Below are 26,577 nucleotides of genomic sequence, written 5' to 3' on the forward strand. Positions count from 1 at the left end.
GTATGGATCGGCGTGAATTACTTGCAAAAGAACGGGTGGGACGGCTGCTTTGGCGGCTCTCCGTCCCCGCGGTTATAGGGATGTTGGTTCAGGCATCCTACAATATAGTCGATGCTATTTTTATAGGCCGGGGTGTGGGGCCTCTTGGCCTTGCGGGAACGACTATTGTTTTTCCCATTCAATTATTGGCCTCATCTCTTGCCGTTACCATTGGGGTAGGAGGCGCTTCCATTATTTCCCGCAGCCTTGGGGCCAAAAAATATGAAAAGGCGAACAGGGCTCTTGGAAACATGGTCTTTCTCTCGTTAATATTCAGCACCACCATTCTCATTACGGGTTCCCTTGCTCAACAGCGTCTCCTTCGTCTTTTTGGCGCGAGTCCTACTATCCTTCCTTACGCTGAAGAATATTTACAGGTCATTTTGATGGGCCTGCCCTTTGTGGGATTTGGCATGTCATTGAACCACGCGGCCCGGTCAGAAGGCAATGCCAGGGTTGCCATGATCAGTATGATCATATCTGCTGTCATGAACATGATATTAGATCCTATCTTCATCTTTGTGCTTAATATGGGCATTCGCGGGGCTGCCATAGCCACCGTGATCTCTCAGATAGCCATGGCCTGCTGGATGGGTTACTATTTTCTGTTATCCGGAAACAGCTTTCTTGTACTTGCCCTTCGCTATGGACAACCCCAATTGGAATACATTAAAGAGATTCTCTCTGTAGGGGCAGCGGAATTTGTACGCATGGCCTCAGGGAGTATGATCATAGTCTTTATCAATAACAGCCTTATCCATTACGGCAGTGATATTTCAGTAGCTGTATATGGCATATTGCATCGGGCACTCTCTTTTTCTTTTCTGCCCATTGTGGGAGTTTCCCAGGGATTACAGCCCATACTTGGCTTCAACTATGGGGCAGGACGGTACGACCGCGCTCGAGATGTCGCGCGCCTTGCAATTATAGCCGCATCATGCATTGCCTTTTGTGCCTTTATGGTCGGGATGTTCTTCCCGGAAAAAGTTGTCAGGCTTTTCACTACAGATCTTCTTCTCATCAAAGAAGCAAGTGCTTCTTTGCGTATTGTGATCACGGCTTACTTTCTTGTGGGATTCCAAATTACAGGTTCGTCCATGTTTCAGGCCCTCGGAAAGGGCAGGGCTTCCCTTATTTTGTCTTTGACCAGACAGGTTATTTTCTTTCTTCCCTGCGTGGTTATTCTGCCGCGATTTTTCCTTTTAAAGGGCATATGGCTAGCCTTCCCCACTGCGGATGCTCTTGCCTTTCTTGTTACGGTAACTCTTGTTTCCCGACAATTAGGAGCTCTTAAAATGGAAAGGAGTGAACAAAACCAATGACCCAGCAACCCCATATCGGCCGGTGGATCTCATGTTTATACAGGCAAATGCAATGTCTTTTCGATCGGGCATTTCAACCTCTCGGTCTTGGCTGTGGTAATTACTCTTTTTTGCTGATGCTGCGCCGCTGTGACGGCCAAACACAGGAAGAGCTGAGCAATGAACTGGGTTTTGACAAGGGAACTACAGCAAGATCTCTAAAAAAGCTGGAACGCCTTGGATATATTCAAAGAAAACGAAGTAAAATTGATGGCAGAGCGAATCTCGTTTTTCTTACTCTTCAGGGTAAAAATGTGATACCATTCGTTGAGCAAATTTTAGAGGACTTAATGTCCAAAATTCTAGAGGGCATGTCGAAGGAAGAAAAAGAAATGACTTACTCTCTGATCAACAAAATGGCATTAAATGCCCTTTATCTTAAGCAGGTTGAAGGAGATCGAACACCATAACAGTTCGAACAAGGGGTGACGTTACATGTTCCTGAGGAGATTTTTGTCTCACCCAAAGAGATATCTCGTATCACTGACACTTCTCATCAACATTCTTACCGTTCCTATACCTCTTTTTTGCGCCGTTCAGGAAGAGGTTGGACTTGCCTTCGTAAACCACAAGGCAGAAGGCCTGGCTTTAAGGCCTTTTGAAGATCCCAGGGGCTCCGTACCTAAACTCCTCATGGAATTAAGCTATGATCAGTGGCGCGATATTCGGTTCCGCCCTGAAAAGGCCCTTTGGAAAGAGGAGAAACTTCCTTTTTCCCTTCAATTTTTCCATCTTGGCATGTTTTATGACCGGGCAGTCCAAATTAATATCGTAGATAAAGGAAAGGCTGTACAGTTTCCTTTTTCTACAGACCTGTTCGATTACGGTCAGAATCAAATAGATCTTAAAAAGCTTCCGCCAAATCTTGGGTTCGCTGGTTTTAGAATACATTTTCCTATCAACAGGCCAGGCTATGATGATGAAGTGGCTGTTTTTCTTGGCGCCAGCTACTTCAGGGCTGTGGCAAAGAATCAGCAATACGGCCTCTCTGCCAGGGGAATGGCTATTGACACTGCCTCTCCTACCGGAGAAGAGTTTCCCTGGTTCAAGGAATTCTGGCTTGTGAAACCAACATCCCGCTCTTCGTCTTTAATCGTCTACGCCCTGCTTGATAGCCCAAGCTGCACAGGGGCCTATAAATTTACCATCACGCCGGGAGAAGAGACGCAAATGGATGTTACATGCAACATTTTCAAGCGTAAGGATATGAACAAAATAGGTATCGCTCCTTCCACAAGCATGTTCTTCTACGGAGAAACCGAAAATGGCCGGCCTGGGGATTTCAGACCCGAGGTGCATGACTCCGACGGCCTTTTAATGGAAACCAACGGGGGGAAATGGATTTGGCGTCCTCTTGCAAACCCCTCCCGCTTGCTCATAAGCCGGTATAAAGACGTTGACGTAAAGGGCTTCGGTCTGATGCAAAGAGACTTGAACTTTGATCACTATCTCGACCTTGAAGCACGTTATGAAAAGCGTCCAAGCTTGTGGATTACCCCCCAGAACGATTGGGGGGAAGGGCATGTGGAGCTTGTTGAAATACCTTCTGATAGCGAGATAAACGACAATATCGTAGCCTATTGGGTTCCCGAACCCAACGGGAAGCTCTCTTTCGCCTACAGCATGAAATGGCTTACTCCCCACATGGATAAAGACAAGCCTGCCCGAGCTGCCCATACCCGCCTCGTCACAGAAAAAGAAGAAGGGGTCTATCGTTTTATTATTGACTTCGAAGGCAAAGAGCTTAATGCCATACCGGCCGAAACCGGCTTGGCCAGCGACATCACCGTGGAAGGAGATGCCTTTCTTATAGAACGGCAACTTCTGAAAAACCCTGCGACAACAGGATGGAGGCTCAGTTTCAAAATAGCTGTCCCTGTAGAAAAGCTGAAGAGTATCGTTCCTGACCGAAAACCTATAGTAAAACTTACAGCCTTCCTTAAAAAAGGTGAAAACATACCTGAGCCCCTCACTGAAATATGGACCTATGATTTTAGGCCTTAGGTAGGAAAGGGTGAGAGACTGAATGGAAAGTTGGCAAGTGGTAAGAGACCGCATTCTTCTTTATGTACGCGCCATGGATCTTCCGCCTTTTAAAGGGCTGGAATTAGCGTTAGATGCCCTCAAACAATCAGAGGCATCAAGTATAGAGGAAGCTATGGATGCTCTTGAAAGCTGCATCGTGAAACAAAAGATCGACCTTGGCGTGCGAAATGCGAAAGGGGAGCATATTTCTTCAGTCCCCCCCATGACCAGAGGCACAATGGTATCGAAAAACTTTGATCGCACTCCCTGGCTCACGGCTTTAAACAAATTTATTCTGCGATGGGCCCGGAATCTTTTCGGTCCGTCGCGATCCCGCTAAAAAACGAGGCACATCTATTATGACCACAAAGCCTGTTGAATTAAAATGGACTCGAGCCGCCAGCTGGAGAAGGATTTTGCTTTTAGCCTGTATTCTTCTCCCCACCATCATGGCAACCCGATACATGGCAGGAATTCTTCCTTATAAAGGAACTACTTTTGTAGAAGCTGCTCTTGTGACGGTCTTTGGCATTCTTTTCGCCTGGATTTCTATTGGATTCTGGACAGCCATGCTCGGTTTCTTTGTATTAATCCGCCAGAAAGACCCCTTTTCATTTTCACAGACACTGAAGGGAAAACCCCTCCATATCGAAGATCCTGACGCTCTTACCGCCATTCTTGTTCCCATTTACAATGAAGATGTAAACCGGGTCATGGCAGGAGTGCGGACAACCCTTCAGGAACTGAGAAAGACAAAGCTCGACCACATGTTCCGCATTTTCATTCTTAGCGATACTACAGACCCGGACATCTGGATTCATGAGGAAACTGCATGGCATGAGGTCTGCCGTGAAGAAAACGCCTTCGGTTCGATTTTTTACCGCCACCGCAAGAGCAATGTGAAAAGGAAAAGCGGCAATGTAGCAGATTTTTGCCGACGATGGGGAAAAAGCTACCGCTACATGATCGTCTTCGACGCCGATAGTATCATGACAGGAGAAACTCTTGTCCGAATGGTACAGGCCATGGAGCTTTATTCTAATGTGGGGATACTTCAAACACCGCCTTCTGCTGTTAAACGACATTCCCTCATCTCTAGAGTGCAACAATTCGCCAACAGGGTCTATGGCCCTGTCTTTGCCGCTGGACTTCATTTCTGGCTTCTTGGCGATGCTCAGTACTGGGGACACAATGCTATCATAAGGGTCGTGCCATTTATGGAACATTGCCAGCTCCCCCGGTTACCTGGAAAGGGGCCCTTGGGGGGAGAGATCTTGAGCCATGACTTCGTAGAAGCTGCTCTTATGCGCCGGGCAGGATTTGGCGTCTGGCTCGCCTATGACCTAAAAGGAAGTTATGAGGAAACACCACCCACCCTGCTTGATGAACTTAAACGCGACCGCCGTTGGTGTCAGGGGAATTTGCAACACCTCAGGCTTATCTTTACCCATGGTTTCTTCCCCGTTCACAGAGCGCTTTTTATAAATGGCGTCATGTCATACGGCTCTGCCCTGCTATGGCTTGTCTTTTTGATCTTAAGCTCTATTGAGGCTGTAGCAGAGGTAATCATTGAACCGAAATATTTCCCTTCAGCTGGGGTGTCCCTCTTTCCTCAATGGCCGGTCTGGTATCCCCAGTGGGCTATTACGCTCTTAGGTTCCACTGCTATAGTTCTCTTTCTGCCTAAATTTCTCAGCGTTGCCTACATTGTTTTTCACGAGAAAAAAGCCCACCTCTATGGAGGGACTTTTCATCTCTGGGCCAGTATGATTTTGGAGACCCTTACTTCTACCCTTCTTGCTCCTATCCGCATGGCATTCCATAGCCGTTTTGTTATTATGACTCTGGCTGGACGGACCACAGGCTGGGGAACACAAACCCGTTCCGATCGAGGCACCACCTGGAATGACGCTTTTCAATATCACATTGATCAAACTCTTGTTGCTTTGCTTTGGGGAAGCATTCTGTATATCTTCAATCCCTCTTTCTTCTGGTGGATGTCGCCTATCCTGGGACCAATGGCCATATCCATCCCTATTTCGGCCCTGACCAGCCGTGTTTCCATGGGGCTAAGGGCTCAGAAGGCCCGTTTGCTCATCACACCGGAAGAAACGGATGAACCAAGGGAGCTCCGTAAGATTGACCAAAATGCGGAAAAGCCATCGTCGTACTTTCCTCTTCCCCTTCCGCTGGAAAAGGGATTTGTACGGGCAGTAGTGGATCCAAAGGTTCTTGACCTCCATACGTCTCTGATTCTTCGCCATCGCATAGCAGCCCCTTCTATCCGCAAACGACGGGAAGACCTCCAGGCAAAGGCGCTGGAGAAAGGACCAGAGGAACTCACATCCAAAGAGAAAATGGAATTATTGAATGACCCTGAACAGCTGCGGGAACTTCACTGTAAAGTCTGGCGCATACCTACGTGGGAAAACGCGGCTCGGTGGGGCATAAAATAAAAGAAGACATTTCAAGAAAGGAAGAGCAGCAACAATGAATGATGAAAACAAGTCGTTCCTATTTATATTTCAGAAGGATAGGGTTCTTGTAAAAAAGAACTCTTTCTTCTCTATACCGACCTTTTCTGAAGGCTGCGATTTCACCCTTCCCTTCATTCGTCAGGGAGATGTTGGCATCCCAAAAGGGAATGGACACCATTGGGCAGAAGTTCCAGAGGGCATACAGGCCCCTCAATCCATGGATTTTGTTCCCTTGAGGGGGCTTTATGAAGGAATAGGAGAAGAGCTTTTTGCCGTGGCAGGGCAGGCTTTTCAAATAATGTACTGGCATCGGACAACCCGCTTCTGCAGTTGTTGCGGCGCCCCCTTGCAGAAACATAAGGTGGACCGTGCCATGGAATGTCCGGCCTGCAATTTTCTAATCTACCCGAGGATATCACCAGTTATTGCGGTAGCAGTGGAAAAAGAGGGGAAGCTCCTCCTCGCCCGAAGCCCCCACTTTCCTCCCAGACGCTATAGCATTTTAGCTGGTTTTGTTGAACCCGGAGAGAAGCTTGAAGAAGCCGTTGCCCGTGAAGTTATGGAAGAAGTTGGTCTGGAGATAGAGCATATTCAATATTTTGGAAGCCAGCCCTGGGCCTTCCCCCACTCCCTCATGATGGGATTTACCGCTCAATGGAAATCTGGCGTCATTCATATTGATGGCAAGGAAATAGAGGATGCTGGCTGGTATACTCCCGAAACGCTGCCTTCCACGCCAACAAAAGCAAGTATTTCCGGTTGCCTTATCTTAAATTATTTAGAGAGATCAAAGGGTTTATCAAAACCTTGAATGGGTAGGGAATCCTTGCGTTTTCCTATGTGATCAAGAGCGATATGAATAAATATATGAGGGTTTTCAGAAAGGTCAACGATAGCATGTTCCTCATATTTGTTTCCCTCTTCGTCTGTTTTAAGAAGCACTCTCGGTTTTGCGGCGTTCTTCTCTCCGGAAGTCAGCACCATTCCAACTCGATTATCTGACAGCTGAACCATGGTTCCCGGCGGGTACATGCCAACAGCGTCAAGAAAGGCCGCTACAATAGTTTTATCAAACTGAGACTCTGCTTCTTCAAGAATAATTGAAACGGCCTTGTGCAAAGGAACTGACCCTTTATAAACACGAACTGTGGTAAGGGCGTCGAATACATCGGCGACAGCCGCAATTCTGGCGGCAAGGGGTATTTCTTCGGCCTTCAGCCCGTAAGGATACCCTGTACCATCCATTCTCTCATGATGAGACTCGATAACAGCAAGAATATTCTCGTTCTTTATGTCAAGCTGCCGGGCTATTTGGGCACCATAGACCGGATGTTTTTTTACTTCCTTGAACTCTTTTTCAGACAAACGGCCAGGTTTGTTCAAAATAGAAAGAGGCAATCTGGCCTTGCCAAGATCATGAAGAAGGCCTCCCGTTGTCACCGCCTTAACCAGTTCTCTGTTTTCAGGGAAAAGGCGGTAGGCTAGAAACCCGCCAAGAAGTGCTACATTAAAAGAATGGACAAAGGTATAATGGTCCTGTTCCCTCACGTTGCCAAGGGAAAGAAGAATGCGTGGATTGCGAATAATACACTGAGCTAAGAGCTTTCCTACCCGCAAAAGAGGAACAAAATACATTTTGGAAGATTCGCCGGCGGCAATGGCAGTAAAAATCTGTTCAACTTCACGAACAGTGTGAAGGGCTAACACTGAATCTGTTGGATCTGAAGGAATCCGGAGGCTTTCGAGAACCTCAAGCACTTCTCCAAGGGCAAAATCCACGCTTTCTTTTACGGTCACATAAGAAATGCCTTGATACTCAAGAGTCGCAGCAAAGGAAAAACGGGAATCGCCCATTTTTGAAAGATTCTTCCCTTTAGGAACTAATAAAGCTCCCCTGGGGGAAAGTACATCTTCAACTATTACACCAGAACAGCAAGGAATATCCCATACCGGGATACGTTGTGCTACGATCATTTCCCATCCTCCGCTTTGAATATTGCGTCATGTCGCCATGTATTTAAAGTATATTAAGTTATTTTTTGGTTATTTTTATTTCACCTGGTTTTTATTTTACACTTTTTTATTTTTTATGCCACTACTTTATCTTAGTACAGTAATTTTTATATGATAAGATTCCTATACCAGCATAAACTATTTGGAGGTGATCATATGGAGAGAACGGGAATTGTTACTATGAAGGGGAAACCTCTCACTCTGATTGGGGAAAGCCTTTCTGTAGGCGATAAGGCTCCGGATTTTGCCGTCTTGGACCAAACCTTGGCTACTAAGACACTAAAAGACTTTGAGGGGCGAATCAAAGTAATTTCTGTAACACCATCACTTGACACCCCTGTTTGCGACCTGCAGATCCACTGGTTCAATGAAGATGCGGCCAACCAGCCTGATGATGTAGCCGTTTTAAACATCTCCATGGACCTTCCCTTTGCCATAAAACGGTTTTGCTCGACGAAGGGAATTGAGAGGGCCGTAGCCCTTTCTGACCACAGAGATGCATCCTTTGGCATGAACTGGGGGGTTTTAATCAAAGAACTTCGTCTTCTTGCCCGGGCCGTTTTCATTGCGGATAAAGATGACGTGATTCGGTATATTGAAATAGTTCCCGAAGCGACCCACGAGCCAGACTATGAAAAGGCCCTCCAGGCCCTCGTAAAAATAATACGATAGATCTGTGTTTCTTTCTCACCACGCCGCATACTCAAACCGAGGGAAGGTCCTTCCCTCGGTTTTCTTTTGCATGCACCTAGCAAATTGTTATTTTTTCGATCTTCTCCACTTGAACATACATCTCGCCACTTCCGGCAGAAGAGCGTATCTTTCCCTCGATGCGAACTGGCGTTCCTTCTTCTTTGTCTCGCAACCATTCCTTAATATCGGAATCGAAGGCCCGCATTAGAAGAAAATCGTGGCGAATGCTCCCGTCTTCCCATGGCGTGTCCTGCCTCACCGAAAAAGCTACATACTTTCCCATACGGCTGATTTGTTCTTGTACACCCTCAATAAAATGTAGTCTTCCCGAAATCTTAACAGTATTTTCAATCATTTTGCCTTTTCCAACCCCTTTACTGGCTTCGTATGGAGAACACATATACCACGAACAGAACTTTTTCGCCAATAGGAGACAAGCCACGAAAAAAGGGAGGCACCGTTCCCCTCCCTTATGCTTCTTCTATTTTCCGAACAAGGACATACATTTCACCGCTGCCAAGTGACGAACGAACATCACCTTCCACCCTTACAGGCGTGCCCTCCTTCCGGCCCAATATCCACAATCGCAGTTCAGGATCATACGCCCGCATAAGCAGAAAATCGCGCCGGGTGCTCCCATCCTCCCAAGGGGTCTCCTGTTTTACCGAGAAGGTCACATACTCACCCAACCTACTTTGAAGAACCCTGTTCCCCTGGACGTGATGCAGAGTCCCGGCCACCGTAACGATGTTCTCCGTCAGCATATGCACATCACTCCTTGTGGCTGGATTTGAGGAAGTCATATTCCTCTTTTTACCTTATGTCTTTACTTTACAATGGAAAATGTTTTGACTCAAGCCCCGGAAATATTCACCTCTGGCTGTAGGGTCTTCTTGTAAAGAAAAAACCCCAAGGGAACGACGTTTTCACCGGGGGCTTTATTTTTTACATTTCAATATCAACAACTGTTATTTCAAAGGTCAGCGCCTTCCCCGCCAGGGGGTGGTTGGCATCGAGAACCATTCCTTTCTCTGTTACGTCTACCACTAGGGCGTTGAACACATGGCCGTCTGGCGTCTGGACCTGCAGTACTTCTCCTGCTTTGGGATTCAAATCTTCTGGTATGTGTTCCGGAGGAACTTCCGCTGTTAAATTGGGGTCATACTCGCCATAGGCCTTGGCTGCCGGGATGGTAACCGTCTTCGTTTCTCCTGCGGACATTCCCAACACTGCCTTGTCAAACCCCTCCACCACCTGGCCAGACCCCACAGTGAACTTCAAAGGATCCCGCCCTTCGGATGTGTCGAACACTGTGCCATCATCTAAGGTGCCCTTATAGTGCACCGCTGCTATATTTCCATTTTCTATTTGAACCATGAGGTCCTCCTCTCGGCTACCCTTTCCTTAAAGGCGCTTTTTTATTCTACATGGACAGGAAGACCCCGTCAAAAGAATAATATTTGCTAAAAATGATATAGTGGATGGGACGAAAAGGGTCAGGAGGGATCATAATGGATTACTGTTCTGTTGCAAGCCTTATTGATAACACATTGTTAAAACAAACAGCGTCTTTTAATGAGATTCTGGCTTTTGTTAAAAAGAGCCTGCCTTACAATTTCAGGACACTTGTCATTCCGCCATTCGCCCTTGAAGAATCTCTTCGCTATTCTTGTTCGGAAAATATCTCATGCCGCTTTTCCGCTGTAGTGGGCTTTCCCCTGGGGTACATCTCCACAGCCCTAAAGTGTCATGAGATTGAAACATATAAAAGCTTCGGCCCCGCCCTTTCCGACATTGATGCTGTTATCAACATCAACTACATAAAGTCTGGAGACTGGCACGCAATTGATAAAGAAATGCAAGAGCTTTGCAAGGCTGCGGAGGGAAAAACGCTTAAACTTATTATTGAGACACCTCTTCTTACCCATGGAGAAATCACCCATGTATGCAAAATAGCTTTAAATCATGAGAATATCCATTTCATAAAGACTGGAACCGGTTTTTCAGGAAAAGATACGTCTATAGAGGAAGTGCGAACAGCAGCGAAAGCCCTTCATGGTCAAAAGGGAATTAAAGTTTCTGGCGGCGTTCGAAGTCTGGAGCACATCCAGGCCTTTCTCGACGCAGGAGCCGCCATCTTTGGATCAAGCGCAGGCATTACTCTTGTTGAAGAGGCCCGAAACAAGTAGTTTCAAGCCTCTTCAACGGTGAGGACTGGATTATATCAGTCTTTGTCATCAAGCTCCAAAAGAGTTTCAAGAAGGGTGTTTGCTCCGCAAATTATATCTTTTGGAGCAGTGGCTTCCTCTTTAGAGTGACTGACCCCTTCAATGCTTGGAACGAAGATCATGCCTGTGGGCACAAAATGAGCCATGGGACTGGCATCATGAGATGCCCCACTGGGTATCAGCTGATGAGAAAACCCGCGCTTCTGAGCAGCTATCTCTATGGCTGAAATAAGGTTCCTGTCAAGTTCTACAGCTGGTTTCTCTACCATAAGCTCCATGGATCCCCGGCAAGAAGGCATTTCCTCAAGAAAAGATCTGAAGGTTTTGGCTACCTTATCTACAACTTCATCCCGCAAGGAACGGAGTTCTAGTATGAAAGACGCTTTTTCCGGGACAATGGGCGCCCCGCCGGGAAATAGAGAGAAGACTCCCACGTTACAGACAAAATCATTCTTTTCCCGCAGCCGTTGCTCTACCCACGTAAACCATCTTGCCAAAAGAAGAGAGGCAGATCTCATGGCGTCACGCCTTTCTTCCATTGGTGTGGTTCCTGCATGATTGGCCTGGCCGCAAATATCGATCTTATAGCGAGTAATACCCACGATACCTGTGGGAATTCCAATGGCAATGTTTCGCCGCCAAAGGATTGGTCCCTGTTCTATATGGAGCTCCAGATAGGCCAGATAATCTTCTTTTTTACCCCAGCTCTTTTCTATCACCTCGTGAGATAAACCGAAAGAAGATAAAATATCATTGGGTACATCCCTGGACACGAGCCCTGTAAAGGCCCTGCTTCCAAAAGTTCCGCCAAGGGGGCCGCCCTCTTCGGCCGTAAATGCCACGACTTCGAGGGGATGACGAAGAGGCCCGCGCTCTTCTCGAATCCTCCGCGAAACTTCTATTCCGGCCAAGATTCCCAAGGCACCATCGTATTTCCCCCCGCCAGGAACAGCATCGAGATGAGATCCGACGAGAAAGCTCTTCGCGCCTTTCTCTTTTCCATCGTATCGGCCAAAGAGATTGCCTACCCCATCAATTCTGGTCTCCATCCCCGCATCGTTCATAAGGGTGTGGAGGTACTCCCTCGCTTCATTATATGAGGCAGAATAGGCTGGTCGATCCATACCTTTTCCAGGAACCCATCCTATTTCACCAAGTTTTTCAAATTCTTTTAAGAAGCGCCCTTCCTGGACGGTTAGCAACCACACTCTCCCCCTTCGACACGGGAGAAAAGGGCTAATGCTTCGTCATATATCCTCCGAATTTCATTTTTCACTTCTTCTGTGGCGGGAAGAATTGGCAAACGTGGATTTCCTCCCCAGTATCCGGCCATTTCCATAGCGGACTTCATGCCTCCGATGCCAAAACGGGCCGTGACAGCAGCATTGAGCTCAAGGAGCCCAAGCTGAAGTTCCCGGGCCTTATCAATCTCCCCTTTGTTCCAGGCATTGTAAATGGCAACGCAATATTCCGGAACAACGTTAGCCACCGCGAGGGTTCCCCCAACACCGCCAAGCATTAGAGTAGGAAGAAGAAAGCTTCCCGACCCGGCAAAAACAGAGAAGTTCTTATTTCTTGTCTTTGCGATAACTTCTGATATCTGCACGATATTTCCGGAACTGTCTTTAATCCCCACAATATTCGGGTGATCGGAAAGGGCGATTGACAGGGAAGAAGGAATATTTACCCCTGCGTTTCCGGGCATGTTGTAAAGCATAATGGGCATGGGGGAGGCATCAGCCACAGCAACGAAGAACTTTTCAAGAGTCTGTGGGTTCATGTCTCTTTTAAAGAAATTCGGCGTGATGACAAGAGCGGCATCCGCACCGGCCCCGGCGCACCGTTTCGTCAGTTCTATGGTATCGCGGAGAGACTCGCATCCCGTTCCAGCAATAATTTTCATTGAGGAAGAAACCGCTTTCCTCGCAGTTTCGACCAACGTCACCTTTTCTTTCATATTTAACATGACAAACTCGCCATTGCTCCCGAGAATAACCAGTCCGGCGAGGCCAGTTTGGCTAAATTTCCGGGCGTTCTCTTCATATTTCTGAAGATCAAGGTTCCCATCGCCATCAAAGGTGGTTCCCACTGGGGCAAAAATTCCTCGAATGTCTGACATAATATCGCTTTCCTCCTTATAAGATTTTAGTTATTTAAATATCCAGAGAGGCCAAAGAGAAATAGCCGGAACATAGGTAATGATCAACACCGCTACGAAATTCGCAATAATGAAAGGCATGGCTCCCTTCAAGATGTTTTCGAAAGGTGTTTTCACAATGTTTGCGGCAACAAAGAGGTCTACACCCATGGGAGGTGTCACCATTCCTAAAGCCAGGTTCGCCGTTACGAAAATCCCAAAATGGATGGGATCGATACCAATCTGATTGACAATGGGAAGCAAAAGAGGGACAAAAATAAGAATATTTGAAAGAGTATCAATAAACATGCCTCCCAGCAAGAAAAGGATGTTAAAAAGAATCATGATAATAAACTTATTGGTGGTAACTGAAAAGATCATATTGGCAATCATACCTGGCAGATCTTTCATATAAAGGAATTTTGAGAAGGCACCGGCAGCACCCATAAGAATAATGCACGAAGCTGTGATAACCGCCGCTTCGATCATTGCATTGCAAAGACCTTTAAGGGAAAGTCCACCAGTAACGCCTCCGAGAATTATAGCATAGACAACGGCCACTACCCCTGCTTCGGTGGGAGTAAACACACCGGAATAAATGCCGCCAAGAATAATGATTGGCATGAGAAGGGCATATTTTGCATCCCATATTTTGCCCATGACCCATCCAAAACCTCCATCACGCGGCTCCCCGACATAGTTGCGTTTTTTTGAAATGGTCACGGCCACGATGATAAGCACAATGCCTACCAGAATGCCAGGAAAGACTCCCGCGATGAACATGTCCGTAACCGATACTCCGCTTACTACTCCATAAACAATCATGGGTATGCTTGGGGGGATAAGAACGCCTATGCCGCCAGCTGCGGCAAGAAGGCCGCCGGAAAACCCTTTATCATATCCGCGGTCGTTCATTGCCGGAATCATAATAGCTCCGATAGCCGCCACAGTTGCCGGCCCTGAACCCGAAACGGCCGCAAAGAACATGCAGGCGACCACTGCTGAGATCGCAAGGCCGCCCGGGTAGTCCCCCGAAATGGCTTCTGCAAGATCAGTTAATTTTCGTGATATGCCTCCATTGGACATGAGGGTCCCCGCAAGAATAAAGAAAGGAAGGGCAAGAAGAGTGAAAGAATCTGCCGTTGTTATCATCCGCTGCCCTACCAAAAGCATGACTCTGTCTATACCGCCAACGAGCCACGGAGTGAAGACGAGACAGCTTCCTCCTATAGCAACAGCTACAGGTACGCCAAGGAACAACAGTAGAAACATTGTGCCGAACACATAGAAAAGAAGCATTATGGCCCCTCCTTACATCATCCGGGATTCTTTTTGGGGCCTGAAGAGCGGCAGAATTTCTTTTTGAATAATACGAAATGCCATCAGACCGAAAAAGAATGGACCAAAAACAAAGTACGTCCACGTAGGCAGACCCATGGCCGCAGTAATCTGGGAACTTTTAAACTGCATAGCAGTAATTTTCACAGAATAATGGGTAACCAAAAGACAAAATATAAGAAAAACCGCTGAGGAAAAAACATTCGCCGCTACCAGCAAGCGGGGAGGGAGAATGAGCTTGATAACTTCAACCCTCACATGCTGCAATTTCTTTTCGCACAGCGAAAAACCCACGAGAGAAAGCAGCACAAAACAAACTCTCATCAATTCCTCAGACCATGAATGTACAAAGCTAAAGAGATACCGGGTTATTACCTGTTCTATCCCCACAACGATAATGATGGAAAAAAGAAGAATGGTAATGACTTCTTCCAGATATTTGTCAATTAATTTCAGCGCTTTCACAGCCTTACCCCCTCGAGAACCTTTTCCATGGGGCGGGAGGATATCATGGCCCCTCCCACCCTTTTCTTACTCTGCAGTTCCATTAATTTTGTGGCGGAACCTCTTCAAAATCTTTTTGGAAATCCACTACTTTTTTGTAAAGGTCTTCGCCTATTTCAGGCAGGTATGCGTCATATATAGGCTGTGAAGCTTCGCGGAAGGCCCGACGCTCTTCTGCTGTCAGTTCAATAATTTCAGGAGAACCGGCTGCCTTAAACTCTTCCATAATTGCGCGGTTAGCGGCCAGAACATGTTCCTGGTCCCATTTACAGGCCTCTGTGGCCGCATTTTGGATGACCTCTTTTTCCCTGTCAGACAGGGAATTCCACGTATTCAGGGAAATGACAAGAACCATAGGGTCAAGAACGTGTCCATCCATGGTTATGCATTTCTGAACTTTATCAAAACCCTGGGCTTTGATATTTTCAAAGGGGTTTTCTCCACCATCAATAATTCCCTGCTGCAGAGATGTAAAGACTTCGGAAAATGCCATAGGAATTGCGTTCGCTCCAAGGGCTTTGAAAAGCTCGATGTGAATAGGAGTGGACATGGTCCGTATCTTCATGCCGGCCAAATCCTCAGGGCTCCGAACAGGTTTGTTGCTATGGATATGACGCCATCCCTGGGTCATATATCCAAGGCCTTTAATGCCTTTGTTTTCAAGGGGCTGAATGATTTCCATAGCGATATCGCTGTTAAAGAAAGCAATGCCTGCTTCAGCGCTCTTAAAAAGATAAGGGAGATCGTAGAGAGCGACAGCATTTGTAAAAGGCGCCAACAATCCTGTCGAAATTACCCAAAAATCGGTAACACCAAGCTGAAGCTGTTCAATACCTTCCCTGTTATCTCCCAGAGCCCCGGCTCCCATAACCTTGACTTCGATTTTGCCATCGGAGTATTCATTAACGTACTCGGCAAATTTAACTGATGCCTGGCTGAAGATATTAACCTCTTGCCCTGTATGGCCCAAACTGAGAGTTTTAGCTTCCGCGACTGCCATGTGAGATCCTGCAACAAAGAGCGCCAAAAGAAGACCTGTAATGAGTTTGCACATCTGCCGTTTCATGATAAACCCTCCATTTTCTCTAAAAATTAAAACACCGGATTATAGCGGCGTTTTTTGCTTGTGGAAACACCGTAACGAACCATACCTGATGCTACAATCAGAGCACAGACCACTCCATCAAGCACTGGAACACCAAGTTCTTTTTCCATACTTTTGTCAAGTCCGGCAAAACCGGCACAGCCCAACACGATCACTTCCGCCATATCTTCATCAATGGCCTTCCGTGCCGCTCCCATAAGACGCTGCTCCTCGTTTTTCCCCTCATCTTCCTTTTGAGGTGCTCTTATAGAAGCAAGGTACCCTTCAAGATGATACTTTTCTATAAGAACTCTCTTGTTCGGAATATTGCGTTCCACGGGGGAAATGACAGAAAAACGGTCTCCCAGCATAGTGGCCATTTTCATGGATGCCTCTGCGATACCAACAACCGGCTTGTCACAGATCTCTTTCATTAAGTCAAGGTTCGGATCTCCATGACAGGCGATGACAAAAGCATCGAAATCATCGTTATTATCCCGAATGATCTTCATCATTCCGGAAGCGGCCCTGGCGTGGTCTTCATAGGTTGCAACAAATGGGGAGGACTCGGGTATGTGAAGAGTTACGACCTCGAAATCCCCTTTCGCAAAGCCACAAGCACTTTTATGAATGGCTTCCGTCATTTCTAAACTGCTATTGGGATTGATAATGAGTATTCGCATGAGAGATAGTTTCCTCCTTATTTCTGAGGATAGAGACGCTGTCCCCACCCCTTAGCTTCTGGGTCGACAACGCCATCTTTCATAACCATACGTCCCCGAACAGCTGTATGAAGAGGACGCCCCACAAGTTTCGTACCATTATATTGAACCCCTATGGCCTTGGCATGGGTCAATAGATTCTCATTTGAAACTTCAAAAGGCGTTTTCATGTCAACTACAACAAAATCGGCATCTGCCCCCGGCCGAAGAACTCCTTTTTTCGGAAAAAGGCCAAAAATCCGAGCCGCATTTTCACTCAAAAGCTCCACTGCCCTGGGAAGGGTAAGCCTGCCATCCCGCACCGCCGTCAACATGAGAGGCAATGTAAGCTCAATGCACGGAGAACCTGCGGCGGCAGTGAAAATATCTGTAAGGCCCTTCTCTTTTTCTGAAAGAAGGAAGGGGCTATGGTCACTGCCAATAAAGTCTACTGTTCCGTCGTTAATGTAATCCCAGAGCTTTTTCATAGATTCTTTGCCGCGAAGAGGCGGATTCCCCTTGGCAAAAGGCCCAATTTCTAGTAACTTCTCATCTGAGAGGAAGAGATAATGGGGGCACGTTTCGAGGTAGACTTCCTGTCCCTCGTATTTTGCCTGTTTTACCAGTTCCATTGCTTCAGGAGTGGAGATGTGGGCGAAACTAATTCGAACTCCTGTTTCCCGGGCGAAACGAAGCAGTTTTTCCACTGTCTCAATTTCGGCTATTGGCGGACGGGAAAGAGCATGGTAGGGAAATCCGACTTTCCCTTCCTTGCGAAACTGCTGAATCAGGCGCTGAATAATGTCATTGTTCTCGGCATGAACAGTACAGATCAGCCCTGTTTTCGCCACTGCCTTGAAGCCGTCGAGAATGGCGCCATCGTTGGCCATGGTCAGCCCTCTAAACTCTTCCTCTCTCCCTTCTGGAGCTTCATGAAGAAAAGTCTTAAAGGCGACAATGCCTGCTTCCGCTACCCTGCCAACCTCCTGAGGAAAATCGGCTCCTGCCGCTCCAAAAAAGGCGTAGTCAACCAAGCACTGAGGCTCAGCAGACTTGACCCTCGCCTCGAGGATCTCAGGAGAGTAGGGAGGAGGACATGAAATAGGATGTTCCAGGAACGTAGTTACGCCGCCGTGAGCGGCAGCCCTGGTTTCTGTTTCGAAGTTCCCTCTTTCAGTATGTCCGGGATCCCTTACATGGACATGGGGGTCGACGACCCCTGGAAGTACAGGATTGTTTTCTGCATCGATAACTGTTTCTGCGTCAGGAAGAAGCTCGTTTCGGCAAATCGCAACGATAGTGCCATTCTTAACGGCAATGCCGCCAGTGAAGAGCTCCCCTCCTGTAAATACTTGGGCGTTACGAACGACAAGATCAACTTTTACCATGAGAAACAACTTCCCCTCCTTTGTAATAAAGATGTGTTTATGTATTTCCCCCACCCAGCGCCTGACTCGCAAAGATATCCACGGCTATAGACAAAACGCCCCCTGACCATGGTGTGAAGAACCTTTCCATATAGGGCCTGTCCTTCATAAAGCCTTGCGATCTCTCGGCCATTGGTGAGAAAATCTGATGACTTCACTATAAAAGGTGTTTTTACATCAACGATAATTAAGTCTGCATCGGCTCCGGGCAAGAGGGAACCTTTTTGCGGATGAAGATCAAAAACTTGTGCAGCCTGACGTGATAGGAGATCAACAGCTTTAGCCAAAGAGATTTTTTTCTCTTTCACCGCTGTCATAAGAAGGGGAAGGCGCACCTCAAACCCGACAGAACCTGCTGGTGCGTTAAAAATGTCATCCCATCCCCTTTCTTTTTCTTCAAAAAGAAAGGCCCCATGATCGCTTCCCACGTAATCCACTGTCCCATCAAGTAAAAATGGCCACATTTCTTCTTGATGACATCGAGAGCGAATAGGCGGATTGAATTTTGCGTAAGGACCGTAACCAAGGGCACTCTCTTCATTAAGAAACAGATACTGGGGGCATGTTTCAGCAAAGATGCGCTGCCCTTTTGCCTTGGCCTTCTTGATCATCAAAAGGCTCTCGGGACACGAAACGTGGCAGAAGCTCACTGGAATATTGAGCAAGGAAGCATAGCGGATGATTTTTTCGACTGCCTGAACTTCCGCATGGGGCGGACGGGATAGGCCATGAGCGGCAAAATCTTTTCTTCCCCCGTTACGAAGTGCAGCTGTACATCGCTGGATAATAGCATCATTTTCAGCATGAACGGCAAGGGTAAGACCTGTTTCAGCAACAGCCCTCATTCCTTGCCACAAAGCACCATCATCATCCATGCATGTTCCTCTGAACTCCTGATCCCGTCCTGGCAAGGGAGAGAAGAGGAATGTTTTGAAACCGATAATACCGGCCTCCGCAAGAGCCTTGAAATATTGGGTTTCCCGGCCGGCGGCACCGTAAAAAGCAAAATCTATATAGGATTGAGCGGAGGCTGTATCTATTCGCTTCTGAAGTATTTCCGGACAATACTGGGGAGGGGCGGAAATGGGCATTTCAAAGATTGTGGTAATGCCTCCAGCAGCAGCTGCTGCTGTTTCAGATTGGAAGGTTCCTCTTTGACACATTTCAGGCTCTCGAATGTGTACATGGGTATCGATTCCTCCCGGAAGGACAAGATCTCCGTCCGCATCCATTTCTTTCTTACCGACAATTAAATTATCTTTTCCTATATAGACGATCCGACCCTCATCCACCCCTATGCTCCCGTGAAAAAGGGTGTGGTTATAAAAAATGTTTCCATTTCGGATAACACAATCTACATATTTTTGCATGGCCCTTCAAATCCCCAATCAAGGCGTTTTCGAGCCTCGCAGGCTCCTTGCTGAACAGCAGCAAGAACTCTTTGAATCTTTTCTTCGTCCGCACGATAGTCAGGCAAAACAACGCCAAGGCTTCCGTAACATCGCTCGTAGGGGAAATAAAGAGGAACCGCAATACCCGTAGTCCCTGGGTCAACCTCGCCGGAAGCGATAACGTACCCATTCTCTCTTCGTTCTTTATAACGTTCTCTCAATTCCTCCATGCACGTTGGGGTCTTGTCTGTATAGACAGGAAGAGGCAGATCGTGGGAAAGAGTTCTAAAGGCCTCTTCTTCAGGCATGCCAATAAGAACAGCGAATCCGGTAGCCCCTGCGTGAAGTGGAGAACTCTGGCCTACCTGAGATGAGATCATAAGACGTTGAGATGTTTCAACCTTATCGACACAAATGGCCTGATTTCCCATAACCATTGTTAAAATTGATGTTTCCCCCGTAATTTGCGTCAATTTTTCAAGGATGGGATGAATGGCTGTTATGGAGTTCGCATCGGACACAGCCTTTTTGCCAACGGCTATAAGCTTCAAGCCAATACGATATTTATCTGTTTCCGGCATACGAAGTAGCCACCCTGAAGTTTCAAGGGTAATGACAAGGCGATGAACTGTACTTTTATGGAGTCCTACCAAACGGCTTATTTCAGTGACACCAAGCGGTTCTTCCCGCTGTGCGAAAAGCTCAAGAATACGGAGGGCCCGGATAATTGATTGATTCAGGTATCGATCTTTTTCCATGGTCTTGTCTCCTTTTTTCAAAATATAGAGCAATGCGTCTTGCATAGTAAGACGCTATCTCTGTAAATGAAACAATAGCGCTATCATAGCTACTCCTTTCACAATTGTCAATATGACCATATATAAAAAGGGGTTCCCTTTAAAGGGAACCCCTTACCGTAAAAAGTATTTTGTTTTCTTATGTGATTTAGTGCTCTTCAGCAAGACCCTTCTGCAGAACACCGAGGCCCTTGCCAGGCTCAATGTCTATGCCACAACGCATTGCTGCCCGTTCCACCGCTGCCACTGCCGAAACAAGTATATGCTTGTCAACGTTGCCCATATGTCCCATTCTGAAGCCTTTTCCTGCAAAATCCGCGAGACATCCTGCTGTCTGGGCCCCTTCTTCGGCCAATACGGTTCTAAATTCGGCATCATTCACATTGGCGCCTTCTGGATAGAGATAGACGGAAAGGGTGGGAGCGCGGAAAGGTTTCTCCGCGGCAACCCTGAATCCCATGGCTTCAAGAGCGGCATCAACGAGAGCTGCCTGACGAAGATGGCGATTATATCGTTCTTCGATGCCCTCTTCTTTGATAATTCGGATCGATTCTTTCAGGGCCCATACAAGGTTGATCGCCGGGGTTCCCCAATACTTAGAAGGATCATGCATAACGGGAAGCCATTTTTCAAAATCCGCATAGGACTCAGGGATGGTTCCGAGAGAACGTCTCTTTTCGACAGCCTCTTTGCTTGCCCAGAGGATAGCCAGGCCGGGAGCAACTCCAAAAGCTTTCTGAGTACAGCTAAGGAGTACGTCGATCCCCATGGGGTCCATATATTCCTCGGCCCCAGCCGAAGCCGCGACACCATCTACTACATAAAGGGCTCCGTGAGCCTTTACAACCTTCCCAATGGCGTCGATAGGAGCCGCCGCCCCAGTGGACGTTTCCACGTGGGTTACAGTAACCACATCATATTTCTTCTCAGATAGTTTTTTCTCAACTTCTTCCGCGGTAACAGATGTGCCCCATTTGGCTGAGAGAACATCAACTTCAAGGCCTTTTCTCTGGCACATATCTATAAAGCGGTCGCCAAAATAACCGTTGGAGCAAATGAGAACGCTATCTCCTCGTTTGGTTATGTTGGCAATAGCCATTTCCATGGCAAGGGTTCCTGAACCGGCAACGACAAAAACCTCTCCGCTGCACTTCCAAAGCTCTTTCAGATCTGCCAGAACATCTTTATAGTCCTGAACAAAAAAAGGATCGCCAAAAGCTACTGTCTCTCGACCCATCTGGTCTTGAATCGAGCGGGTCACCGGAGTTGGTCCTGGAATCATAACGAGTTTGGGGGTTTTAATCATTTCATATTCCTCCTTCGCCGATAAGGCTCTATTTTTTAATTTTTCTTTCACGTTCATAGTGAAGTAATGCGGCGCCAATGTCCTGGGCAGTTTGATAAACCGTCTCGCCATATTTAGCGATCATTTCATAGCTGAAACGATATACGGGCGCAGAAACACTCAGTCCTCCCACAGGTCGGGAATAGCTATCTAATATAACAGCCCCCACACAACGAAGGCCTTTTTCATTTTGCTCATCATCAATAGCGAATCCTCTTTTGCGAATCTCCTCCAGTTCGTTAAATACATCGGGCGTCGCCTCATCCCCTAATATACGACTGACCTCTTGCTGGGGAAGGGCGGAAAGAAGGGCTCTCCCCGCGGAGAGATGGAGCAAAGACCCCTTGACACCCACACGGGAATGCATTCGCACCTGATACGGGCTTTCAAGTTTATCGAGGTAAAAGAACTCCCCATGTTCAAAAACGAAAAGATGAACCGTTTCTTTTGTTTCTCTGTTAAGCCTCTCAAGAAAGGGCCTTGCGATTTCAGAGAAAGCCACTTGAGAGCGATAGGCATCGGCCAAAAACAACGTGGCAGGGCCCATTTCGTATAGACCCTCCCGCTCTGTCACCATCCGTTGCGTTATAAGGCTATCAAGAATACGATATGCCGTTGCCTTGGGGAGATTTACATTTCGTGCTACATCAGTAACACCTATAGGTTCTTTATGGCGGGCCATAAAGAACAGAATGGAAAAAGCCCGATCAATAACTCGTATTTGACTCTGATTTTGTGTCATTTGTTCCACTCCATGGATTTATAATCTATTGTGCGAAACCAAAATGATGGTATCACAGTTTCATTTTTTTGTAAACAATAAAAAAGGGGCTGTTGAAAACAGCCCCTAAAAATCCATTTTGTGAGCGTTGATGAGGTCTCACCTGTACTCTCTGCCTTTTTCTTCTCCCTGAAGAACCCGGAGTGCTCCTTCGGCAAGGGCCTTCATTTCGTCTTCTCCCGGGTAGACCAGCACCGGCGCGATAAAAGAGATGCGTTGGCGTATTTTCCCGACGAGTCTATCACTATAGGCTAATCCTCCTGTCAAAACGATGGCATCCACCCGCCCCTTCAAAACAGCTGAGCAGGCCCCTATTTCTTTTGCCACCTGATAGGCAAGAGCTTCAAAAAGAAGGGCTGCTTTTTCGTCCCCTTCTTCATCGATCCTTCTTTGAACTTCCCTCAAATCATTGGTCCCGAGGTGAGCAACAAGGCCGCCGCCTCCTACGATCCGTTTTAAAAGACCGTTCAGATCATGCTCACCACTATAGGCAAGGTGCACCAGCCCGCCGGATGGAAGGGATCCAGCCCGTTCCGGTGAAAAGGGCCCTTCTCCATCAAGGGCATTGTTGACATCCACAACCCGGCCGCAATCATGAGCTCCCACTGATATGCCTCCCCCCATGTGCGCCACCACAAGGTTACAACTGCCAGGTTCTTTGCCAAGTTCCGCTACAGCCCGTCGTGCTACTGCCTTCTGGTTTAGGGCATGAAAAATCGATCTCCGCTTTATTTCAGGCAGGCCCGAAAGACGGGCTTCAGGTATCATTTCATCCACGATAACAGGGTCAACAATATAAGACCTATTACAGCTTCCCTGCTGGGCCAGCCGAAAGGCCAGGGGGGCTCCAAGATTACTGGCATGGGAACCATACCGGCATGAACGCAAGTCTTCCAACATGGGCTCACTGACAATATAGGTTCCGCTAGGTATGGGTTTTAACAGCCCCCCACGCCCTACAACAGCATCCAGGGATGTAAGGTCAGTATGGTGGGCGGCCAGTGCTTTTTTTATTTCAACAAGACGAAATTCTTCCTGGTCTGGAATGGAGGAAAATTGTTTGATAACTTCCACATCGTACCGCTGGGTATCGCTCCAAAGTTGTGATTCGTCTTCAAAAAGAGCAACTTTAGTACTCGTAGAACCAGGGTTAATCGCTAGTATTTTCATAGTTTTCCCCTTCCGTTATCAAAATATGAAAAAGGGGCCGCGCAATGCAGCCCCTTAATCACGAAAGTTATCTTTCTTCAAAAGAAGAGAGGACCACTGCTGCAGCGATGGAAAGCATTTTGGCCCTCGGCGTATCGGCTCGGCTTGTAAGAATGACAGGAGCCGCTGCCCCAAGAATGAGGCCTGCTGTTTCATTTTTAGAGAAATAAACGAGGGCCTTAACCATCATGTTTCCTGCTTCAATGTCAGGAACTAGAAGGACATCGGCGTTCCCCGCTACAGGAGAAACAATACCCTTCGTTCTGGCAGACTCTTCACTCACTGCGTTATCAAGGGCAAAGGGGCCGTCAACGATACAGTTTTTGATCTGGCCACGGCGGTTCATAACCGTAAGGGCTGCAGCTTCCAGGGTGCAGGGCATGTCTGGATTGACAACTTCCACGGCTGCAAGGACTGCGGCTTTCGGTTCCTGCACGCCAAAGGCGCGAGCAAAATTCACTGTATTCTGAAGGATATCCGCCTTGGCAGAAAGGTCAGGATACATATTAAAGGCAGCGTCAGCCACAAAAAATACTCTGTCGAATCCTTCCACAGAGTGAAAATAACAATGGGAAATAGTGTTCTTGCCTTTGCGAAGTCCTACTTCTTTATTAAGCATGCCTCGAAGAAAGTTATTGGTGTGAAGCTGCCCCTTCATATAAATATGGGCTTGGCCGGAAGATACTTTTTCGACAGAGGTCAGAGCCATTGCTGTTTCACCTCTGGGTTCATCTACTACTTCGTAATTGGAAAGGTCCACTCCTGCAGCTTTCGCCGCTTCTTCCATTTTTTCCTTACGCCCCACAAGGATAGCCTCAGCAAAACCGGCAACCCTGGCTTCCTCTATAGCAGAAAGCAAGCCTGCATCTTCAGCCATGGCTACTGATACTTTTTTGGGCCCTTTTTCTGCACCTATTTTTTTCGCATATTCAAGCAGTTGAGACAAAGAACGAATTTGTTCCATGAGAGTAAAAAACCTCCTTAATAGATTTATTTAATATTAAATCACTCTTTACTGGCAACGACTGCTCCCAGAGCGATAGAGAGCAGTTTCGTTTCCATTGAATCAAAACGACTGGTAAGAACTATGGGCTTCCGTGCGCCAAGAATGACACCTGCACCTCGACCGCCTGTCATATATAACAGTACCTTTCCTATGAGATTTCCAGATTCGATAGTAGGAACAAGCAGCATATCTGCTTTTCCTGCAACTGGAGATTCGATCCCTTTAATCTGGGCAGCTTCTTCGCTGATTGCATTGTCAAGGGCAAAAGGACCGTCGATAGTACAGCCTTTGATCTGGCCCCGGCGGTTCATAAGAGTTAAAGCTGCCGCGTCGAGAGTCGCAGGCATGTCAGGATTCACAACTTCTACCGCACCTAAGGCTGCGATAAGAGGATTATCCACCCCTATTTTATGGTAACATTCTACCGCGTTTTCGATGATGCCAACTTTTGCGTTCAGGTCCGGGTACATGTTCATACCTCCATCGGACAAGCCTATGATCCGCCGATTAAGGAGGGGAATCTCGAAAAGAAACAAATGAGATAGCAACGACCCCGTTCGAAGCCCCCATTCCTTGTTCAGGACTGCCCGAAGGAGAACTGCCGTTTTTACCAGTCCCTTCATGAGGAGATCTGCTTCTTGTGAAGAAACCATCTGAACGGCCTTCTCAGTAGCGGAATAGTCGTCTTTCTCTTCTACAAAAGTGAGGCCTTCAATATCAAAATGATGTTCCTGTGCTTTTTTCTTTATCTGCTCTGAATCCCCAATAAGAATACCGTTGACCAGCCCTCTTCTGTGAGCCTCACAAACCGCTCCAAGAACATCGTCTCCATAAGGGCAAGCCACTGCAAGGTTCATCCGCTTGCCTGCCTGACATTTTTCGAGCAGAAAGTCGAGATCATGCATCATTGTTTTCTACCTCCTGCAATACACTGTTCATAATCTTTAGGTTCCTCTTCGCCAGATAAGACACGTAGAGCGCCCTCCGCCAGGGCTTTCATCTCGTCCTCGCCGGGATATACAAGCACTGGGGCAATCCACTGGACCCTACTCTGGAGCAACGCTATGAAATCACTATCAAAAGCAACTCCGCCTGTTATAAGTATGGCATCTACATCGCCGGACATGGCAACAGCCTGGGCTGCTATTTCTTTCGCGAAATGATAGGCCATTCCTTCATAGGCAAGTCTTGCTTCCTTATCCCCTTCAGCAATTCTACTTTTTACTTCGCGAACGTCACTTGTTCCAAGATAGCCCATGAGACCCCCCTTACCCACCATCTTTCGAAGCAAATCTTTTTCGTTGTATTTTCCGCTAAAGCAAAGGCGAACCAAATCCCCTGCAGGCAAACCTCCAGCCCGTTCCGGAGAAAAGGGGCCAAAATCGTTCCCGCTATTGAGGTCGATCATCCGTCCCTGACAATGGGCACAAACAGTGGAGCCTCCGCCGATATGGGCTACTACAACATTCAGTGTTTCCCAACCTCGCCCAAGGTCTTTCGCTGCCCGGCGGACAGTGGCTTTTATGTTGAGAGCGTGCCCTAAAGAGATCTTCGGCAATTCCGGAAGGCCGGTAATACGCGCCACGTCATTCATTTCATCAACAGCAACAGGATCCACAATAAAAGCGGGAATATTACGGGGAGAAGCTATGGCATCCGCAATAATTCCACCTAGATTAGAAGCATGTTCCCAGGGTTTTCCAACGTGCAAGCGTTCCAGCAAAGCATCATTTACAATAAAGGTTCCGCCAGGTACCGGCTCAACGAGCCCACCCCTCCCTACAACGGCACTGAGACTATAGAAAGATGAACCGTGAGAGGAAGCGGCAGCCTGAATCGTAGCAAGGCGAAATTCAAATTGGTCGGCAATGGCTTCAAAACGAGCCAGTTCTTCAGGATCATGGCGAACCGTTTCTCTCCACTGTTCTTCTTCATCATAGAACCAGGCGATCTTAGTGCTTGTGGAGCCAGGATTGATGGCTAACACTTGAAATACCATGGAACGACCTCCCTCTAAAGGT

General features: G+C 47.3%; 27 protein-coding genes. 8 read left to right on the plus strand and 19 right to left on the minus strand.

Translation table 11 applies throughout. The features are described from left to right. Positions 1–2 precede the first annotated feature (2 nt). Genes BUC50_RS03580 through nudC form a run of 6 tightly spaced genes read left to right on the plus strand, consistent with a single transcriptional unit; the run spans position 3 to position 6,713 of the window. A complete protein-coding gene (locus BUC50_RS03580; protein WP_013049191.1) occupies positions 3–1,361 on the plus strand; it encodes an MATE family efflux transporter in 1,359 nt (452 codons plus the stop codon). Continuing rightward, positions 1,358–1,810, plus strand: coding sequence for a MarR family winged helix-turn-helix transcriptional regulator (locus BUC50_RS03585; protein WP_013049192.1), 453 nt, complete (start codon positions 1,358–1,360; stop codon positions 1,808–1,810). Before BUC50_RS03580 ends, BUC50_RS03585 begins: the two co-directional genes overlap by 4 nt. A gap of 25 nt (positions 1,811–1,835) precedes the next feature. Beyond that, a complete protein-coding gene (locus tag BUC50_RS03590) occupies positions 1,836–3,404 on the plus strand; it encodes a glucan biosynthesis protein G (protein ID WP_148211363.1) in 1,569 nt (522 codons plus the stop codon). Between the two features lie 22 nt (positions 3,405–3,426). After that, complete coding sequence (locus BUC50_RS03595) at positions 3,427–3,765, plus strand: hypothetical protein (RefSeq protein ID WP_013049194.1); 339 nt, start codon at positions 3,427–3,429, stop codon at positions 3,763–3,765. 19 nt (positions 3,766–3,784) lie between these two features. Further along, positions 3,785–5,881: a glucans biosynthesis glucosyltransferase MdoH gene (mdoH, locus tag BUC50_RS03600; protein ID WP_273311939.1), complete on the plus strand. Its 2,097-nt coding sequence runs from the start codon at positions 3,785–3,787 to the stop codon at positions 5,879–5,881. Positions 5,882–5,915: 34 nt separating this feature from the next. Then, positions 5,916–6,713, plus strand: a complete 798-nt coding sequence (gene nudC / locus BUC50_RS03605; protein WP_273015687.1) for an NAD(+) diphosphatase — start codon at positions 5,916–5,918, stop codon at positions 6,711–6,713. On the opposite strand, the gene BUC50_RS03610 is transcribed toward nudC, so the two are convergent. Beyond that, entirely contained in the window at positions 6,677–7,876 is a 1,200-nt protein-coding gene (locus BUC50_RS03610; RefSeq protein WP_013049197.1) for an HD-GYP domain-containing protein, read from the minus strand. The genes nudC and BUC50_RS03610 overlap by 37 nt on opposite strands. 195 nt (positions 7,877–8,071) lie before the next feature. Here BUC50_RS03610 and tpx point away from each other — a divergent pair, with 195 nt between their 5' ends. Continuing rightward, positions 8,072–8,587: a thiol peroxidase gene (gene tpx, locus BUC50_RS03615; RefSeq protein WP_013049198.1), complete on the plus strand. Its 516-nt coding sequence runs from the start codon at positions 8,072–8,074 to the stop codon at positions 8,585–8,587. Positions 8,588–8,663: 76 nt separating this feature from the next. On the opposite strand, the gene BUC50_RS03620 is transcribed toward tpx, so the two are convergent. From BUC50_RS03620 to BUC50_RS03630, 3 genes are all read right to left on the minus strand, one after another. After that, positions 8,664–9,035: an OB-fold nucleic acid binding domain-containing protein gene (locus BUC50_RS03620; protein ID WP_273311941.1), complete on the minus strand. Its 372-nt coding sequence runs from the start codon at positions 9,033–9,035 to the stop codon at positions 8,664–8,666. A 43-nt stretch (positions 9,036–9,078) separates the two neighbouring features. After that, positions 9,079–9,219 carry a hypothetical protein gene (locus BUC50_RS03625; RefSeq protein ID WP_286677150.1) on the minus strand — a complete coding sequence of 47 codons (141 nt, stop codon included), beginning with the start codon at positions 9,217–9,219 and terminating at the stop codon, positions 9,079–9,081. Between the two features lie 334 nt (positions 9,220–9,553). Continuing rightward, the gene (locus BUC50_RS03630; protein WP_013049201.1) at positions 9,554–9,985 is read right to left on the minus strand and encodes an FKBP-type peptidyl-prolyl cis-trans isomerase; all 432 of its coding nucleotides are present in this window, start codon (positions 9,983–9,985) and stop codon (positions 9,554–9,556) included. 134 nt (positions 9,986–10,119) lie between these two features. Here BUC50_RS03630 and deoC point away from each other — a divergent pair, with 134 nt between their 5' ends. Then, positions 10,120–10,797 carry a deoxyribose-phosphate aldolase gene (deoC, locus tag BUC50_RS03635; protein WP_013049202.1) on the plus strand — a complete coding sequence of 226 codons (678 nt, stop codon included), beginning with the start codon at positions 10,120–10,122 and terminating at the stop codon, positions 10,795–10,797. 35 nt (positions 10,798–10,832) lie between these two features. Here deoC and BUC50_RS03640 read toward each other — a convergent pair whose 3' ends face one another. The 15 genes from BUC50_RS03640 to buk (BUC50_RS03710) form a co-directional block, all read right to left on the minus strand. Further along, positions 10,833–12,038 carry a M20 family metallo-hydrolase gene (locus tag BUC50_RS03640; RefSeq protein ID WP_286677151.1) on the minus strand — a complete coding sequence of 402 codons (1,206 nt, stop codon included), beginning with the start codon at positions 12,036–12,038 and terminating at the stop codon, positions 10,833–10,835. Beyond that, on the minus strand, positions 12,032–12,955 hold the full coding sequence (locus tag BUC50_RS03645) for a dihydrodipicolinate synthase family protein (protein WP_013049204.1): 924 nt from the start codon (positions 12,953–12,955) through the stop codon (positions 12,032–12,034). Before BUC50_RS03645 ends, BUC50_RS03640 begins: the two co-directional genes overlap by 7 nt. 30 nt (positions 12,956–12,985) lie before the next feature. Beyond that, entirely contained in the window at positions 12,986–14,245 is a 1,260-nt protein-coding gene (locus BUC50_RS03650; protein ID WP_286677152.1) for a TRAP transporter large permease, read from the minus strand. Between the two features lie 39 nt (positions 14,246–14,284). Next, a complete protein-coding gene (locus BUC50_RS03655; protein WP_013049206.1) occupies positions 14,285–14,776 on the minus strand; it encodes a TRAP transporter small permease in 492 nt (163 codons plus the stop codon). A gap of 82 nt (positions 14,777–14,858) precedes the next feature. Continuing rightward, entirely contained in the window at positions 14,859–15,881 is a 1,023-nt protein-coding gene (locus tag BUC50_RS03660) for a TRAP transporter substrate-binding protein (RefSeq protein WP_013049207.1), read from the minus strand. A gap of 26 nt (positions 15,882–15,907) precedes the next feature. Continuing rightward, the gene (locus BUC50_RS03665) at positions 15,908–16,582 is read right to left on the minus strand and encodes an aspartate/glutamate racemase family protein (RefSeq protein ID WP_013049208.1); all 675 of its coding nucleotides are present in this window, start codon (positions 16,580–16,582) and stop codon (positions 15,908–15,910) included. Positions 16,583–16,599: 17 nt separating this feature from the next. After that, positions 16,600–17,988: an allantoinase AllB gene (gene allB / locus BUC50_RS03670; RefSeq protein WP_273015756.1), complete on the minus strand. Its 1,389-nt coding sequence runs from the start codon at positions 17,986–17,988 to the stop codon at positions 16,600–16,602. Then, complete coding sequence (locus BUC50_RS03675; RefSeq protein WP_013049210.1) at positions 17,982–19,397, minus strand: dihydroorotase; 1,416 nt, start codon at positions 19,395–19,397, stop codon at positions 17,982–17,984. Before BUC50_RS03675 ends, allB begins: the two co-directional genes overlap by 7 nt. After that, positions 19,382–20,176, minus strand: coding sequence for an IclR family transcriptional regulator (locus BUC50_RS03680; RefSeq protein WP_013049211.1), 795 nt, complete (start codon positions 20,174–20,176; stop codon positions 19,382–19,384). The genes BUC50_RS03675 and BUC50_RS03680 overlap by 16 nt, the downstream gene beginning before the upstream one ends. Before the next feature lie 187 nt (positions 20,177–20,363). Next, the gene (locus BUC50_RS03685; protein WP_013049212.1) at positions 20,364–21,521 is read right to left on the minus strand and encodes a pyridoxal-phosphate-dependent aminotransferase family protein; all 1,158 of its coding nucleotides are present in this window, start codon (positions 21,519–21,521) and stop codon (positions 20,364–20,366) included. 28 nt (positions 21,522–21,549) lie between these two features. Continuing rightward, positions 21,550–22,302 (minus strand): IclR family transcriptional regulator, encoded by a 753-nt coding sequence (locus BUC50_RS03690; RefSeq protein WP_013049213.1) that lies wholly within the window; start codon positions 22,300–22,302, stop codon positions 21,550–21,552. 138 nt (positions 22,303–22,440) lie between these two features. Continuing rightward, the gene (buk, locus tag BUC50_RS03695; protein WP_013049214.1) at positions 22,441–23,511 is read right to left on the minus strand and encodes a butyrate kinase; all 1,071 of its coding nucleotides are present in this window, start codon (positions 23,509–23,511) and stop codon (positions 22,441–22,443) included. Between the two features lie 67 nt (positions 23,512–23,578). Next, positions 23,579–24,514, minus strand: a complete 936-nt coding sequence (locus BUC50_RS03700; protein ID WP_273015755.1) for a bifunctional enoyl-CoA hydratase/phosphate acetyltransferase — start codon at positions 24,512–24,514, stop codon at positions 23,579–23,581. Between the two features lie 41 nt (positions 24,515–24,555). Beyond that, positions 24,556–25,464 carry a bifunctional enoyl-CoA hydratase/phosphate acetyltransferase gene (locus tag BUC50_RS03705; RefSeq protein ID WP_273015754.1) on the minus strand — a complete coding sequence of 303 codons (909 nt, stop codon included), beginning with the start codon at positions 25,462–25,464 and terminating at the stop codon, positions 24,556–24,558. Beyond that, complete coding sequence (gene buk, locus BUC50_RS03710) at positions 25,461–26,555, minus strand: butyrate kinase (protein ID WP_013049217.1); 1,095 nt, start codon at positions 26,553–26,555, stop codon at positions 25,461–25,463. The genes BUC50_RS03705 and buk (BUC50_RS03710) overlap by 4 nt, the downstream gene beginning before the upstream one ends. Between the last annotated feature and the right edge of the window lie 22 nt (positions 26,556–26,577).

The sequence above is a fragment of the Aminobacterium sp. EBM-42 genome, from assembly GCF_001896635.1.
In the GTDB taxonomy this organism is placed as follows: Bacteria; Synergistota; Synergistia; order Synergistales; family Aminobacteriaceae; genus Aminobacterium; species Aminobacterium colombiense.

Bases quoted from the DNA above. Each gene is read 5' to 3' on its own strand.
- BUC50_RS03580 (WP_013049191.1), top strand. From the start codon at position 3: ATGGATCGGCGTGAATTACTTGCAAAAGAACGGGTGGGACGGCTGCTT.
- BUC50_RS03585 (WP_013049192.1), top strand. From the start codon at position 1,358: ATGACCCAGCAACCCCATATCGGCCGGTGGATCTCATGTTTATACAGG.
- BUC50_RS03590 (WP_148211363.1), top strand. From the start codon at position 1,836: ATGTTCCTGAGGAGATTTTTGTCTCACCCAAAGAGATATCTCGTATCA.
- BUC50_RS03595 (WP_013049194.1), top strand. From the start codon at position 3,427: ATGGAAAGTTGGCAAGTGGTAAGAGACCGCATTCTTCTTTATGTACGC.
- mdoH (WP_273311939.1), top strand. From the start codon at position 3,785: ATGACCACAAAGCCTGTTGAATTAAAATGGACTCGAGCCGCCAGCTGG.
- nudC (WP_273015687.1), top strand. From the start codon at position 5,916: ATGAATGATGAAAACAAGTCGTTCCTATTTATATTTCAGAAGGATAGG.
- BUC50_RS03610 (WP_013049197.1), bottom strand. From the start codon at position 7,876: ATGATCGTAGCACAACGTATCCCGGTATGGGATATTCCTTGCTGTTCT.
- tpx (WP_013049198.1), top strand. From the start codon at position 8,072: ATGGAGAGAACGGGAATTGTTACTATGAAGGGGAAACCTCTCACTCTG.
- BUC50_RS03625 (WP_286677150.1), bottom strand. From the start codon at position 9,219: ATGCGGGCGTATGATCCTGAACTGCGATTGTGGATATTGGGCCGGAAG.
- BUC50_RS03630 (WP_013049201.1), bottom strand. From the start codon at position 9,985: ATGGTTCAAATAGAAAATGGAAATATAGCAGCGGTGCACTATAAGGGC.
- deoC (WP_013049202.1), top strand. From the start codon at position 10,120: ATGGATTACTGTTCTGTTGCAAGCCTTATTGATAACACATTGTTAAAA.
- BUC50_RS03645 (WP_013049204.1), bottom strand. From the start codon at position 12,955: ATGTCAGACATTCGAGGAATTTTTGCCCCAGTGGGAACCACCTTTGAT.
- BUC50_RS03650 (WP_286677152.1), bottom strand. From the start codon at position 14,245: ATGTTTCTACTGTTGTTCCTTGGCGTACCTGTAGCTGTTGCTATAGGA.
- BUC50_RS03660 (WP_013049207.1), bottom strand. From the start codon at position 15,881: ATGAAACGGCAGATGTGCAAACTCATTACAGGTCTTCTTTTGGCGCTC.
- BUC50_RS03665 (WP_013049208.1), bottom strand. From the start codon at position 16,582: ATGCGAATACTCATTATCAATCCCAATAGCAGTTTAGAAATGACGGAA.
- allB (WP_273015756.1), bottom strand. From the start codon at position 17,988: ATGGTAAAAGTTGATCTTGTCGTTCGTAACGCCCAAGTATTTACAGGA.
- BUC50_RS03675 (WP_013049210.1), bottom strand. From the start codon at position 19,397: ATGCAAAAATATGTAGATTGTGTTATCCGAAATGGAAACATTTTTTAT.
- BUC50_RS03680 (WP_013049211.1), bottom strand. From the start codon at position 20,176: ATGGAAAAAGATCGATACCTGAATCAATCAATTATCCGGGCCCTCCGT.
- BUC50_RS03685 (WP_013049212.1), bottom strand. From the start codon at position 21,521: ATGATTAAAACCCCCAAACTCGTTATGATTCCAGGACCAACTCCGGTG.
- BUC50_RS03690 (WP_013049213.1), bottom strand. From the start codon at position 22,302: ATGACACAAAATCAGAGTCAAATACGAGTTATTGATCGGGCTTTTTCC.
- buk (WP_013049214.1), bottom strand. From the start codon at position 23,511: ATGAAAATACTAGCGATTAACCCTGGTTCTACGAGTACTAAAGTTGCT.
- BUC50_RS03700 (WP_273015755.1), bottom strand. From the start codon at position 24,514: ATGGAACAAATTCGTTCTTTGTCTCAACTGCTTGAATATGCGAAAAAA.
- BUC50_RS03705 (WP_273015754.1), bottom strand. From the start codon at position 25,464: ATGATGCATGATCTCGACTTTCTGCTCGAAAAATGTCAGGCAGGCAAG.
- buk (WP_013049217.1), bottom strand. From the start codon at position 26,555: ATGGTATTTCAAGTGTTAGCCATCAATCCTGGCTCCACAAGCACTAAG.